This window comes from Isoptericola sp. NPDC060185 (assembly GCF_042728595.1).
GTDB lineage: Bacteria > Actinomycetota > Actinomycetes > Actinomycetales > Cellulomonadaceae > Isoptericola.
The window spans coordinates 95004-107790 of record NZ_JBHWYY010000009.1; the positions used below are offsets into that span (position 1 = coordinate 95004).

General features: G+C 72.8%; 14 protein-coding genes. 9 read left to right on the forward strand and 5 right to left on the reverse strand.

The features are described from left to right. Positions 1-456, reverse strand: a complete 456-nt coding sequence (locus ACFWDO_RS05775) for a nitroreductase/quinone reductase family protein (RefSeq protein WP_380319112.1) — start codon at positions 454-456, stop codon at positions 1-3. A 204-nt stretch (positions 457-660) separates the two neighbouring features. Between ACFWDO_RS05775 and ACFWDO_RS05780 the strand changes: the two genes are divergently transcribed. Next, positions 661-1437 (forward strand): hypothetical protein, encoded by a 777-nt coding sequence (locus tag ACFWDO_RS05780; RefSeq protein WP_380319114.1) that lies wholly within the window; start codon positions 661-663, stop codon positions 1435-1437. Positions 1438-1528: 91 nt separating this feature from the next. Here ACFWDO_RS05780 and ACFWDO_RS05785 read toward each other — a convergent pair whose 3' ends face one another. The 3 genes from ACFWDO_RS05785 to ACFWDO_RS05795 all read right to left on the reverse strand — a co-directional run bounded on the left by ACFWDO_RS05785 (position 1529) and on the right by ACFWDO_RS05795 (position 4148). Further along, on the reverse strand, positions 1529-2716 hold the full coding sequence (locus tag ACFWDO_RS05785) for a D-alanyl-D-alanine carboxypeptidase family protein (RefSeq protein ID WP_380324660.1): 1188 nt from the start codon (positions 2714-2716) through the stop codon (positions 1529-1531). Between the two features lie 220 nt (positions 2717-2936). Then, positions 2937-3572: a DUF305 domain-containing protein gene (locus ACFWDO_RS05790; protein WP_380324657.1), complete on the reverse strand. Its 636-nt coding sequence runs from the start codon at positions 3570-3572 to the stop codon at positions 2937-2939. 90 nt (positions 3573-3662) lie between these two features. Then, positions 3663-4148 (reverse strand): hypothetical protein, encoded by a 486-nt coding sequence (locus tag ACFWDO_RS05795; protein WP_380324655.1) that lies wholly within the window; start codon positions 4146-4148, stop codon positions 3663-3665. Positions 4149-4297: 149 nt separating this feature from the next. Here ACFWDO_RS05795 and ACFWDO_RS05800 point away from each other — a divergent pair, with 149 nt between their 5' ends. Then, a complete protein-coding gene (locus ACFWDO_RS05800) occupies positions 4298-4615 on the forward strand; it encodes a DUF4235 domain-containing protein (protein ID WP_380324652.1) in 318 nt (105 codons plus the stop codon). A 44-nt stretch (positions 4616-4659) separates the two neighbouring features. On the opposite strand, the gene ACFWDO_RS05805 is transcribed toward ACFWDO_RS05800, so the two are convergent. Beyond that, on the reverse strand, positions 4660-4953 hold the full coding sequence (locus tag ACFWDO_RS05805; RefSeq protein WP_380324649.1) for a DUF4287 domain-containing protein: 294 nt from the start codon (positions 4951-4953) through the stop codon (positions 4660-4662). 143 nt (positions 4954-5096) lie between these two features. On the opposite strand from ACFWDO_RS05805, the gene ACFWDO_RS05810 reads away from it, so the two are divergent. The 7 genes from ACFWDO_RS05810 to ACFWDO_RS05840 all read left to right on the forward strand — a co-directional run bounded on the left by ACFWDO_RS05810 (position 5097) and on the right by ACFWDO_RS05840 (position 12526). Further along, the gene (locus tag ACFWDO_RS05810) at positions 5097-6275 is read left to right on the forward strand and encodes an ROK family protein (RefSeq protein ID WP_380324646.1); all 1179 of its coding nucleotides are present in this window, start codon (positions 5097-5099) and stop codon (positions 6273-6275) included. A 23-nt stretch (positions 6276-6298) separates the two neighbouring features. Continuing rightward, positions 6299-7546, forward strand: coding sequence for a Gfo/Idh/MocA family protein (locus ACFWDO_RS05815; RefSeq protein ID WP_380324643.1), 1248 nt, complete (start codon positions 6299-6301; stop codon positions 7544-7546). Between the two features lie 97 nt (positions 7547-7643). Further along, entirely contained in the window at positions 7644-8564 is a 921-nt protein-coding gene (locus tag ACFWDO_RS05820; protein WP_380324640.1) for a carbohydrate ABC transporter permease, read from the forward strand. A 13-nt stretch (positions 8565-8577) separates the two neighbouring features. After that, on the forward strand, positions 8578-9537 hold the full coding sequence (locus ACFWDO_RS05825; RefSeq protein WP_380324637.1) for a carbohydrate ABC transporter permease: 960 nt from the start codon (positions 8578-8580) through the stop codon (positions 9535-9537). Between the two features lie 11 nt (positions 9538-9548). Continuing rightward, complete coding sequence (locus ACFWDO_RS05830; protein ID WP_380324634.1) at positions 9549-10895, forward strand: ABC transporter substrate-binding protein; 1347 nt, start codon at positions 9549-9551, stop codon at positions 10893-10895. Positions 10896-10929: 34 nt separating this feature from the next. Then, positions 10930-12141 carry an MFS transporter gene (locus ACFWDO_RS05835; protein WP_380324631.1) on the forward strand — a complete coding sequence of 404 codons (1212 nt, stop codon included), beginning with the start codon at positions 10930-10932 and terminating at the stop codon, positions 12139-12141. Between the two features lie 22 nt (positions 12142-12163). Then, positions 12164-12526 (forward strand): DUF5808 domain-containing protein, encoded by a 363-nt coding sequence (locus ACFWDO_RS05840; protein WP_380324628.1) that lies wholly within the window; start codon positions 12164-12166, stop codon positions 12524-12526. Positions 12527-12787 lie beyond the last annotated feature (261 nt).

Sequence of the window (12787 nt, forward strand, 5' to 3'; positions counted from 1 at the left end):
TCACCGTCGCGTGAGGTGGACGACGGGCAGCTCGCGGTCCGTCTTGTCCGCGTAGCCCGCGAACCCGGGCGCCGTCGTGACGACCAGCTTCCACGCGGCCGCGCGCTCCTCGCCGTGCAGCTCGGCGGCCGACACGGCGACCTTCTCGCCGCCGGTCTCGACGGTCACGTCGTCGGGGTGGGCCGCCAGGTTGAGGTACCAGGCGGGGTTGTTCGCCGCGCCCGCCGCCGACGCCACGACGTACCAGCCGCCGTCGGGGCTGGGGAACGACGCGACGGGCACGGGCCGCTCCTGGCCGCTCTTGCGACCGATCGTGGTCAGCACGATCGTGTCCCCGCCCGCCGCGCTGCCGCCTTTGCGACGGATCCGGCTCGCCATCCGCCTGTTGATGAAGGCGAGGAGCGGGCCGCGCGGCTGGCGCGCGCCGTGGGTGCCCTGCGGGTGGGTGAACGTCATGGGTTCCTCCGTCGTCGCGCACGTGGGGATCGTCGCGACGACGGTAGACGCGGCGAACCGTCGGCGCCCGGGACACGCCGGAGCGCCGCCCCGCGCGAGCCGGGAGCGGGTGAAATTTCGGGCCACGGACAGTTTCGGCGGGCACGGGTCGGTCTCGCCCGAATACGATCCGCGCGGCTCGTCTCTCCCCTCGAAAGGGTCCCCATGCGCCTTCTGTCCAAGCTCGCGGTCACCACGGTGGCGGCGGCCTCGCTGCTGCTCGGCACCGCCGTCGCGCCCGCGACCGCCGCGACCGCCCCGGCGATCGACGTGACCTCCGTCAAGGTGACGCCGTCCAACGGCACCTACGCGATCAACTACAAGACCAAGGGCTACAACGTCCGCACGACCGTGAAGGTCGGCGACGTCAGCTCCTGGGGCGAGTACTGGTGGGCGGACGTCTACGCCGACGTCTACAAGGGTTCGCAGCGCGTCGCCTCGAAGGTGAAGCTCGGCGTCGTGGCGTCGCAGAACTACAAGAGCCTGAACGGCTACATCACGGCGAAGAACTGGTGGGGCCGGGGCGACTTCAAGGTCAAGAACGTCCGCCTGGTGGTCGACACCGACTACGACGCCCCGAAGGCGGACCACTGGTTCAAGGACGCGTCGTACTCCGGCGGCACCTTCAAGATGCGCTCGGCCATCGACGGCAAGCTCAAGTACGGCAACGTCATCCGGGTGACGTCCAGCGGCAGCCACAAGACCGTCAAGGTCGGCCTGAAGAAGTTCACGCCGTCCGGCTGGCACGCGTACTCGTACGCCAAGGTGAAGGTCCAGTACAAGAACGCCACCGGCTGGCACACCCGCAAGACGCTCACGTTGGACAAGTACGGGCTCCGCACCTACAAGTTCACCAGCGGGACGAAGTACAAGTACCGCATCTCGGTCGCGCCGACCACGAAGATCGTCGGGGGCACCACCACCGCGACCCCGAAGATCTGACGCGTCGCACCGCATGCGAAGGGCCTCCGGCCCGGGGACTTCCCCGGGCCGGAGGCCCTTCGCGCATCCTCAGCGGCTCGTCCGCGAGGGCTCAGCCCATCCGCGCGACGGCGTCCGTGAACTCCCAGTGCCACGGCTCGTACTTGGATCCGCCGGGCCGCGCCCAGTCCGGGTTGTCCCACCCGAAGGCGGGGGCGTTCGCGGCCAGCCACGCCCAGCGGGAGCCCGCGTAGGTCTCGGGGCAGATGTCGACGGCGAGGCCCCAGCCGTGGTTCGACGTGCCGGGGGGCGCCGCGAGATACCCCTTCGCGGCCTTGGTCGCGACCTGCTGGGAGTAGCTGCGGAAGCCGTCGGTGATGCACATCGGCTCGCCCCACACCGCCCGGTAGGCCTCGTTGAGCTCGGCGAGCGCGACGGCCGCGTCCGCACGGATGCGGGTGTGCCCGTCCCACAGCGTGCAGAGCTCGCTCGACGCGATCAGGCCGTTGCTCCCGAGCCCGGTCGCCTCGCCCGAGCACCCGGGCAGGACCGGCGGTGCCGCCTCGATCTCGCCGCCGTCGAGCGTCTCGACCGACATCGTCGCCTGGTCCGACACGCGGATCTGCGCGGCGCCCCCCGCGGTCGTCCTGACGGTGCTGGCCTTCGCGGCCGCCTTGGCCCCCGCCTTGGCGTCCGAGCGGGCTCCGCTGCGGGAAGCCGCACCGTCCCGGTCGCCGACGGCGGCCTGCGCCGCGGCGGTGATCGACTCCAGCGCGCCGGTCGTCGGCTGGTCGTCGCCCTCGGGCGCCACGGCCTGCGGCGCGATGGCGGTGAGCGTCGTCGTGGTGGCGACCGCGACCGTGAGGCCGACGCCGAGGCTCGTCCAGCGGTTCGGCCCCTTGCGCGGCTTGCGGGCCGACACGCGGCTGGGCACGTGCGCCGGGGTTCGCCCGGGCGCCGCGACGTGCGTCGGGCCGAAGACGTGGGCGTGCGGGAACGCGCGCGGCGGCTCCGGGGCCGGCTCGGTCGTGCGGACGGGCGCGGCGGCCTGTGCGGGTGCGGCGGGTTGCGCGGGGTACGGGATGCGGGCCTCGCGGACGGGTGCGGCCTGTGCGGGTGCCGTGGGCCGCGGGATGCGGGCCTCGCGGACGGGCGCGGCGACGCGGACTGGCTCGACGACGAGGGGGGCTGGGGTGTGCGGCCGCTCGGTGGCGACGGGGCGGGGGCGGCCGCCGCGGCCGGGGTCGCGCCGGCTGGGGTACGTCCGCGCGGTGGCGGGGGCGGGCTGCGTGGTCGTCATCGCGCCGACCGTGCGACGGTGCAGGTGGAGCCGGGGGCGCCGCGCCGTGCGGTGTCCCGAAGAACGTGGGGTGTCATGCGACCTCTCTCAGTGCCTGGACCGCCGGGCAGAAGGTATCGCACCGAACGGCCATAAGTCACGAAACGATCACGGCAGGGGGGCTGCCGCCGGGGCGACCGCGCGCGGTGCGCCGACCCGGGGCCGGCGCACCGCGCGGCGGTCACCGGGACCCGAGGAGCTCCTTCATCTGCTGGATCTCGTCGGTCTGCGTGTCGACGACGGACTGCGCCATCGCGACCGCGTCCGCGTGCTCGCCGTCGGAGACCTCGGTCCGCGCCATGTCGACCGCTCCCTCGTGGTGCACCACCATCTGCTCGAGGAAGAGCCGTTCCGCGTCGGCGCCGCGGGCGTCGTCGAGGGCCTGCATGTCGCCGGCCGTCATCATCCCGTCGCCGGTCCCGTCGCCCATGCCGGCGTGGCCGTCGGCCGCGGGCTCGGCGCCCCAGGCCTCCAGCCAGCCGGTCAGGGTCTCGATCTCGGGCCCCTGGGCGGCCTTGATCTGCTCCGCCAGGTCGACCAGCTCGGGGCCGATCCCGTCCTTGGCGAGCAGGACGTCCGCCATCTCGATCGCCTGCTCGTGGTGGGGGACCATCATCTGCGCGAACATCACGTCGGCGGCGTTCGCCTCCGCGCCGGCCTCCGCGCCTGGCGTCGCGTCCGACGTGCCGCCGGACATCCCGGGCATGGCGTGGCCGCCGCCGTCGTCGTCGCTGCCGCCGCTGCACGCGGCGAGGGAGACGGCGACGGCGAGCGCCAGCGCGGGCACGCGGGCGCGCGCCAGGTAGGTGTGCTTCATGGGTGGTGGTACCTCTCTCGGTGGGCTTCCGCTTGCCGGGCCCGTGCGGGCCCCGGTGTCCGGGCGCGACGGCGCCGCGGACGGGCGGGCCTACGTCCGAGAGATCCCGAGGGCGTGCAGCGAGGGGCCGGCCGCCGGTCGGGAGGCGGCGGCGAGCGGGTGCCAGGGCCCGCCCCGCGGCCCCTCGACGCGCAGCAGCGAGCGCGCGCCGGGGCCGGCGAGCACCAGCAGCACGGCCAGGATCATGAGGCACATCGCCGTGACGATGTCGTGGCTGCCGCAGCCGCCGTCGCCGCACCCGGCGGGGGCGCGGTCGTCGTCGGCGGTGACCGCGGGCGCGATGCCGGGCGCGCTGTCCGGTGCGGCGTCCGGCGTGGTGCTGTGCGCCGCGCCGAGCGTGGCGGCGTGGTGCTCCGCCGCGACGGTGACGGCGTGATGCCCGCCGCCGCCGTGCTGTGACGCGGAGCCGCTCATGGCGTGCATGAGGACGACGCCCGCGATCAGGGTGAGGACGAGGAGGACGCCGGCGAGGCGGCCGTGCCGCCCGGTCAGCAGGGGGCGCACGGTGCGGATCACGCGTCCTCCTCGGCGGTCGTCCTCGGTCGGTCCGGAGTCTGTCGCGGGGCGGGGCCCGCGGCGACCCTGGCACTGTAACGAACGTCGGTGGACGTCGGTGCCGGCCGGCGTCCCGTGCGGGACGCGTGCGCCGGGCCTAGCGTCGGGGCATGAGCGAGGACATCGACGCCGTCCGCACCGAGAAGAGCGGCGGCAAGGCCGCGAAGCTCCTGTACAAGCCCGTCGGGATCGTGAGCTCGATCGTCGGCGGGCTCGTCGCCGCGCAGGTCTTCAAGCAGGTCTACAAGCGCGTCGCGCCGGGCCACCCCGACGACGCGCCCACGCCGCTGCAGTCCGAGTACCGCCTGCGCGAGATCCTGCTGGCCTCGCTGCTGCAGGGCGCGATCTTCGCCGTCGTGAAGGCCGTCATCGACCGCGGCGGCGCGCGCGCGTTCGAGCGGTGGACGGGGGAGTGGCCGGGCGACTGACGCGTCGCCGGCCACCTCCGAAGTCACCGGTCACCGGTCGCCGGTCACCAGTCCGCGGGCCGGGAGTCCTTGCCGTCGAGCCAGAGCCGGTCGCTCGCGTCGCGGTGCGACCCGTCCGACCCGACGTGCTTGGAGCTGATCCGGTCGCCCTTGACGATGACGTGCGCCACGGCCTGGGCGTGGCCGTGCCCGATGCCGTAGGTCTCCTTGAGCCAGGCGACGACGGGGGTGGTCTTGCTCTCGGGGCCGAACCCCTGCTCGGCGGCCGCGTCGACGAGCTGGCGCGGGGTGAGGCCGGTCTGGGTCTCGACGTTGTCGAGGTACGCCTGGAAGGACATCGGTCGGTCTCCTGGGGGTCGTCCTGGATCGGGATCTGCTGGATCATCGTGGCCGACGGGCGGGCGGACGACCTGCGCAGCGCGCCGGAGCAGGTCGGGCCCATTCATTGACAAGGTGAAGGAATAGCCGTCAGGGTGTGGGGGTGCAACGCCGCGCAGACCTCCCTCGCCTCGGTTCGCTCGGGCCCTCCGCCCGGGCGGTGGTGCGCGCCCTGCTGCTGGCCGGGCCGCTCTCCCGGGCGGAGCTCGCGCGGCGCCTCGAGCGCTCGCCGGCGAGCATCACGAAGATCACGCAGCCGCTGCTCGGTTCCGGCCTGATCGGCGAGGCCACGGCCCCGACCGCGGCGGACACGCCGGGTCGTCCGGGGGCGCCGCTCGTGCTGCACGCCGACCGGCACCGGTTCCTCGGCGTCAAGGTCACCGCGGACGAGGTGTACGCGGTCCGGACGGACGCCGCCGGGACGGTGGAGGTCTTCGCGCACCGCCCGCTGGCCGACGTCGAGCAGGACACCGTCGTGGCCGAGATCATTGAACTGGTGAACGAACTCTCGGGCCCGGGCGAGATCCAGGCGCTCGGGGTCGGCCTGGCCGGCCAGATGTCGCGGTTCGACGACACCGTGCGCGCCAACTCCTTCCTCGGCTGGGACCAGGTCCCCCTGGCCCGGATCCTGGAGAAGGCGACCGGCATCCCCACCGTCCTCAGCGAGGACGCCCGCGCGCTGACCGCAGGCGTGCACTGGTCCGGGCCCGGCCGCGGGATGAGCGACTTCGCCGTCCTGACCGTCGGCGTCGGCGTCGGCCTGGGCATCGTCATCGAGGACCGCGTGCTCGCCGGCCCCACGGGCCGGGTCGGGCGCATCGGGCACACCCGCGTCGCCGACTCCGGCCCCGTCTGCTCGCACGGGCACCGCGGCTGCGCCTCCGCCTTCCTCACCACCGCGTCCATCACCCAGGGCATCGGCGTGCCGCACGGCCGGGCCGACCTCGACCTGGAGGAGGCGCTCGGGCTCGCGGCGGCGGGGGACCCCGTCGCCCTGCGCGTCTTCGAGGACGCCGGCCATGCCCTGGGCGTGCTCGTCGCGGAGCTCGCGAACATGCTCGGGCTGCCCGCCGTGATCCTCGCCGGCGACGGCCTGGGCATGATCGCCCACGCCCGGCGCCGCATGGACGCTGCGATCGCCGACCACCTCGACCCGAACGCGACCCTGCCCCGGGTGGTCGCCTTCACGTCCGGCTTCGACGAGTGGGCCCGCGGCGCGGCAGTCGTGGCCTGCCAGTGGATGCTCGTCGACCCCCCGCCCCACCACACCGCACCGGCATGACCCGACCCCCGCAGGAGGCACCGTTGTCCGCTCTTCCCCTCGACCCGACCGCCCCGCTCCCCGAGGACGCCGGCTCGATCAGCATCGGCATCGTCGGCGCCGGGCAGTTCTCCCGGAGCTTCGCCACGCTCTGGGACCTGCACCCGAACGTCGACCGGCTCACCATCACCGACCTCGTGCCGGAGCGGGCCAAGGCGCTCGCGGGCCGCTACGACCGCGCGACCGTCGTCGACAGCTTCGAGGAGATGCTCGACTCGGACGTCGACGCCGTCGCGATCTTCACGCAGCGGTGGACGCACGCGCCGCTCGTCCTGGCCGCGCTGGAGGCGGGCAAGCACGTGTACTCGGCCGTGCCGATGGCCACCGCGCTCACCGACATCGAGGCGATCATCGCGGCCGTCGAGCGCACCGGCCTCACCTACATGATGGGCGAGACGAGCTACTACAACCCGGCCACCGTCTTCGTCCGCGAGAGGGTGCGGGAGGGCGCGCTCGGCCGGGTCTTCTACGCCGAGGGCGACTACGTCCACGACATGGACCTCGGGTTCTACGCCGCCTACCAGTACAGCGGCGGCGAGAACTGGAAGGCCACCGCCAGCTACCCGCCCATGCTCTACCCGACCCACGCGATCGGCGGCGTCCTCGGGGCCCTGCCCACCCGCGCCGTCAGCGTGAGCTGCATCGGTGTGGAGGACGAGCGCGGCGACGGCGTCTTCGACCGGGAGATCAGCCAGTTCGGCAACAGCTTCTCCAACGCCACGGCGCTGTTCGAGCTGGCCGACGGCGGTGCGATGCGCACCAACGAGATGCGCCGCGTGGGCTACCCGTCCCACATCCGCGAGTCGCGGTTCCGCTTCTTCGGCACGGAGGCGAGCTTCGAGCAGCTCGCGCACCAGAGCGTGTGGAACGACAAGGAGACGTCCACGGACGTCTCCGCCGACTTCGTCCCCGTCCGCGGGAACGGCGATGACGCCGACCTCGCCGACGTGGATCCGGCGCTGCGGGAGGCGTTCACGTCCGGCTCCGCGCCCGTGCACGACCGCACCCGGCTGCCCGCCGCGTACGCCGAGGCACCCAACGGGCACGAGGGCTCGCACCACTTCCTCGCCGACGACTTCGTCCGCGGTGTGGTCACGGGGGAGCACCCGCCGGTCGACGCCTGGCGGTCCGCGGCGTTCACCGCGCCCGGCATCGTCGCGCACGAGTCCGCGCTCGCGGGCGGGCACCGGCTGCCCATCCCGGACTTCGGGAGCCGCCCCGCCCGCGACTGAGCGCACCACCGGCCCGGCGTCATCGACGACGCCGGGCCGTGCCGGCCCGCGCCGGCACCGACAGAGCACTGCTTGCAACGACGCAAGGAGGATCTTGATGGCTGCACCGACCGTGCCGTCCGCACGGACCGTCCGCGAGGGACGGGTGGGCCGCCGGGACGACACCCGGCTCGCCCTGCTCTTCATCCTGCCGGCCACCGTCGGCCTGCTGGTCTTCTACTTCTGGCCGCTGGTCCGCGGCATCTGGCTGAGCTTCACGTCCTGGGACCTGCTCAGCCCGGCCCGGTTCGTGGGCCTGGACAACTACCGCGAGATGGTCGGCGACCCGGTGTTCTGGAACGCCGTGCGAGTCACGCTCGAGTACGTCGTCATCAACATCGTGCTGCAGACCGTGGTGGCGCTGCTGCTCGCGATGTTGATGCAGCGGCTCAGCCGGTCCACGCTGCTGCGCTCGCTCGTCCTGGCGCCGTACCTGGTGTCGAACGTGGTCGCGGCGCTCGTGTTCCTGTGGATCCTCGACTACCAGCTCGGCATCGGGAACCAGGTGCTCGAGTGGCTGGGCCTGGACCGCATCGGCTTCTTCACGTCGGAGGCCTGGGCCATCCCGACCATCGCCGTCGTGAACGTCTGGCGGCACATGGGCTACACGGCGCTGCTGATCTTCGCCGGGCTGCAGACCATCCCGCACACCACGTACGAGGCGGCCCGCGTGGACGGCGCCTCCGAGACGCGCACGTTCTTCGGGATCACCCTGCCGCTGCTGCGACCCATCCTCGGGCTGGTGCTGATCATCTCGGTGATCGGCTCGTTCCAGGTGTTCGACACCGTCGCGGTCACGACGAACGGCGGTCCGGTCGACGCCAGCCGGGTGCTGCAGCTCTACATCTACGACAAGGCGTTCGGGCAGTTCGACTTCGGCTACGCGTCCGCGCTGAGCGTGGCCATGCTGCTGATCCTGGTGGTCGTCACCTTCTTCCAGTACCGCATGACGCGGGCCGGCCAGACGGACCTGAACTAGGGAGCGGGCGACGATGACCGAGACCACGACCACCCTGCCCGAGCCCGCGACCACCGCGGCGCCCCCCTCGCAGCCCGCGCCGGCCACGCGCCGGCGCCGCCCGCCGAGCGTCCGCCGCGTGCTGGCGTGGGTGGTGATGGCGGTGCTGCTGCTCGTCACGCTGTTCCCCTTCTACTGGATGCTGCGCACGGCGCTGTCCAGCAACGGGGCCCTGTACGCCAACGCGACCTCGCTGCTGCCGGTCGACTTCAGCTGGGGCGGCTTCGAGCGCGTCTTCGGGCTGCAGTCCACCGAGGAGGCCATCGCGCAGGGCGGCTCCGGGGCGTCCATCGACTTCTGGCTCTACCTGCGCAACTCGGTGGTGGTGGCCACGGTGGTCACCGTCTGCCAGGTGTTCTTCTCCGCGATGGCTGCGTACGCGTTCTCCCGGCTGCACTGGCGGGGCCGCAACGCCGTGTTCGCCGTCTTCCTGCTGTCGCTGATGGTGCCGGTGATCTTCACGCTGCTGCCGAACTTCATCCTGGTGCGGGAGCTGGGGCTGATCGACACGCTGCTCGGCATCATGCTGCCGGGCCTGTTCATGACGCCGTTCGCGATCTTCTTCCTGCGGCAGTTCTTCATGAACGTCTCCACGGAGGTCGAGGAGGCGGCCCTCATCGACGGCGCCAGCAAGGTCAGGGTGTTCTTCGCGATCATCATCCCGATGTCGATGGGGCCGATCGCGACCATCGCGATCCTCACGTACATCGGGTCGTGGAACGACTACTTCTGGCCCCTGATGGTCTCCTACACCGACGACTCGCGGGTGCTCACCGTGGCGCTCGGCAACTTCACCGCGCAGACCCCGCAGACGGGACCGGACTGGGCCGGACTGATGGCCGCGACCCTGGTGGCCGCGCTGCCGATGATCCTGCTGTTCCTCGCGTTCGCGAAGCGGATCGTCAACTCCATCGGCTTCAACGGGATCAAGTGAGGAGGACCGTCGTGCGTACACGTCGAACCACAGCGTCCCTGGCCGCGGCGCTGGCCGCGGGCACCCTGGCCCTCGCGGGCTGCGCGGTCCCCGGCTCGGCGGAGGACTCCGTCACCGTGGACTACTGGCTCTGGGACGCCAACCAGCTGCCCGCCTACCAGCGGTGCGCGGACGCCTTCGAGGAGCAGAACCCGGACCTCAAGGTCCGGATCAGCCAGTACGGCTGGAACGACTACTGGCGCAAGCTCACCGCCGGGTTCGTGGCGGGGGCCGGGCCGGACGTCTTCACCGACCACCTCACCCAGTACCCGGGGTTCGCCCAGAAGGGGCTGCTGCTCGACCTGAACTCCCTCGACGCGACGGCCGACGTCGACTACGGCGGCTTCCAGGAGGGCCTCGCGGACCTGTGGGTGGGGCAGGACGGCGCCCAGTACGGCATGCCGAAGGACTTCGACACGGTCGCGCTGTTCTACGACACGAACGTGCTGTCCGAGGCGGGGCTGAGCCCGGCGGACCTCGAGGGCCTCGACTGGAACCCCGAGGACGGCGGGAGCTTCGAGAAGGTGCTCGCCCACCTCAGCGTGGACGAGAACGGGGTGCGCGGCGACGAGGAGGGCTTCGACCCGAAGCACGTGGCCGTCTACGGCCTGGCGTCGAACGGCTCGGGCGGTACGTCCGGCCAGACGACGTGGTCGTGGCTGGCCGGGGCGACAGGCTGGAAGTTCACCGACGCGGACGTGTGGGGCACGGAGTACCACTTCGACGACCCGCGCGTGCAGTCCTCGCTGAAGTGGCTGTTCGGCCTGGTCGACAAGGGGTTCATGGCGCCGTACGAGGAGGTCGGCACGGAGCCCAACCCGCAGCAGGCCCTCGGCTCGGGGCGTGCCGCGATCTCCGCGAACGGGTCGTGGATGCTCGGCACGTACGCCAACCTCGAGGGCGTCGACCTGGGCATCGCGAGCCTGCCGAGCGGCCCCGTCGGCCACCCGGTGTCGATGTACAACGGCCTCGCCGACTCGATCAGCGCCCAGTCGCCGAACCCGGAGGAGGCCGCCCGCTGGGTGGAGTTCCTCGGCTCGGACGACTGCCAGCGCATCGTGGGGGAGGCCGGGGTGGTCTTCCCGGCGCGGCCCGCCGGCACCGACGCCGCGATCGACGCGTTCGCGGACCGCGGCCTGGACGTCTCGGTGTTCACGGACCTGGTGGAGAAGAAGCAGACCCTCTTCTTCCCCGTGACCGAGCAGTTCGGCGCGATCGACTCGGTGATGATGCCGATCATGGACGAGATCTACATCGGGGACCGCGACGTCTCCACGCTCACGGAGGTGAACGACCGCATCAACGGCCTGCTGAGGTGACGGCGGGGTGCGGGACGCGCGGTAGGTTCGCCCGATGCGCCGTCCCGCCCCCCGTTCGTCGTCGTCCGTCGCCCGCGTCCCGGGGTTCCGGCCGCTGCTGGCGATGTCGGCGCTGGGCTTCTCGGGGTACGCGCTGCTGCTGCCCGCCGCGCCGCTGTGGGCGGTGCGCGGCGGCGCGACCGAGGGCGGCGCCGGCCTCGTCAACGCGGTGCTCATGCTCGCCACGGTGCTCACGCAGACCACGGTGCCGTGGCTGCTGCGCCGGGTGGGCTGGCGCGTGACGATGGTGGTGGGCGTCATGCTGCTGGGTGCGCCGTCGCTGCTGTTCATGGCCACCGACCACCTCGGCTGGCTCCTGGCGCTGTCGGCGGTGCGGGGCACCGGGTTCGCGGTGCTCACGGTGTGCGGGTCGACGGCGGTCGCGGCCCTCGTCGACGGTCCGCGGCACGGCCGGGCCATCGGCCTGTACGGGCTGTCGATCGCGTTCCCGCAGCTGGTGCTGGTGCCGAGCGCGGCGTGGGTCGCCGAGACCCTCGACTTCCGCGTGGTCTTCGCCCTCGGCGCGCTGCCGGTGCTCGCGGTGCCGTTCGCGGCCCTGCTCGGGCGTCGGCTCGACGCTGCCGCCACCGACGCCGCCGGTTCCCGTGCCGAGGTCTCCGACGCCGTGCCGGACGCGGGAGCCGCGACGGGCCGGGGCCGCACGCTGCTCGCCCTGCTGATGCCGTCGCTGGTGCTCCTCGCGGTGACGACGCCGGGCGGCGCGCTGCTCACGTTCGCGCCGCAGTTCGCGGGCGGCGCGGGCGCGGCGGTGGCGGGGCTCCTCGGCTTCACCGCCGCGACCGCCCTCGCGCGCTGGGGCGTGGGCGGGTTCGCCGACCGGTTCGGGCCGCGCGTCTTCCTCGCGCCGTTGCTCCTCGTCTGCGCCGGCGGCCTCGCGCTGTGCGCTGCGGCGATCGCGGCCGGCGGCGTACGCCCGTCGCTGCTCGTGCTCGGGATGACGGTGGTGGGCGTCTCCTACGGGAGCCTGCAGAACCTCACGCTCGTCGCGGCCTTCGCCGCGGTGCCGGCGCGGCAGCACAGCACCGCCAGCGCCGTGTGGAACATCGGGTTCGACGCCGGCACGGGGCTCGGGTCGCTCGTGGTGGGCTTCATCGCGGCGGGCACCAGCTTCTCGGTGGGCCTGCTGACGACGGCGGCGGTGTGCGTCGTCGCGGCGGTCGCCGTCCTCCTGAGGCACGATGGGTGAGAACCGACGAGCGGAGGCCGCGATGGGCAAGAAGCAGGAGATCCAGCACGCCAAGAAGCAGCACCTCGACAAGCACGGCAAGAAGCGGGGCGGGCCCAACCTGTTCCAGCTCATCGTGGTCGCGCTGGTCGTCGCGGCGATCACCAAGGAGCTGCAGAAGGACAAGGAGGACCGCACCTGGCACGGCACCGTCGCCGGGTTCGTCCCCTACGAGTTCCGCGTCCCGACCGTCGAGCGCATCCGCGAGCGCGTCTGGGACCCGGAGGGCGAGCACCTGATCAGCCCGCACGTCTTCGGCGTCGGCTGGACCCTCAACCTCGGCCGCATCGTCGAGCTGGTACGCCGCAAGGCCGAGGGGGCGCGCGAGGCGGACGCCTCCGCCTGAGACCGCGTGTCGCGCGGCGAGTTGCACGGCGAGTCGTCGCTCCGCGGACGTTGTCGTTCTGCGCTGGGTCGGGAGAGCCGGAACGGTGCCCGCTGAGCCGGACTGGATGCGGCTCAGCGAGAATCTCTCGCTCTCCGGGAGCCGTGGCGGGGGGGCGGGGCCCGCGCCCCCGCGTGCGTACCCGCGCAAAAAAAAACCAGACGCGGGGCCGCCCCACCCGGTGGGGGAAGCCGCCCGGGGCCCGGGGGGGGGGCGGGCGGG

Excerpts from the sequence above, each read along its gene's own strand:
- ACFWDO_RS05775 (WP_380319112.1), bottom strand. The coding sequence starts at position 456 with ATGACGTTCACCCACCCGCAGGGCACCCACGGCGCGCGCCAGCCGCGC.
- ACFWDO_RS05780 (WP_380319114.1), top strand. The coding sequence starts at position 661 with ATGCGCCTTCTGTCCAAGCTCGCGGTCACCACGGTGGCGGCGGCCTCG.
- ACFWDO_RS05785 (WP_380324660.1), bottom strand. The coding sequence starts at position 2,716 with ATGACGACCACGCAGCCCGCCCCCGCCACCGCGCGGACGTACCCCAGC.
- ACFWDO_RS05790 (WP_380324657.1), bottom strand. The coding sequence starts at position 3,572 with ATGAAGCACACCTACCTGGCGCGCGCCCGCGTGCCCGCGCTGGCGCTC.
- ACFWDO_RS05800 (WP_380324652.1), top strand. The coding sequence starts at position 4,298 with ATGAGCGAGGACATCGACGCCGTCCGCACCGAGAAGAGCGGCGGCAAG.
- ACFWDO_RS05805 (WP_380324649.1), bottom strand. The coding sequence starts at position 4,953 with ATGTCCTTCCAGGCGTACCTCGACAACGTCGAGACCCAGACCGGCCTC.
- ACFWDO_RS05820 (WP_380324640.1), top strand. The coding sequence starts at position 7,644 with ATGGCTGCACCGACCGTGCCGTCCGCACGGACCGTCCGCGAGGGACGG.
- ACFWDO_RS05825 (WP_380324637.1), top strand. The coding sequence starts at position 8,578 with ATGACCGAGACCACGACCACCCTGCCCGAGCCCGCGACCACCGCGGCG.
- ACFWDO_RS05835 (WP_380324631.1), top strand. The coding sequence starts at position 10,930 with ATGCGCCGTCCCGCCCCCCGTTCGTCGTCGTCCGTCGCCCGCGTCCCG.
- ACFWDO_RS05840 (WP_380324628.1), top strand. The coding sequence starts at position 12,164 with ATGGGCAAGAAGCAGGAGATCCAGCACGCCAAGAAGCAGCACCTCGAC.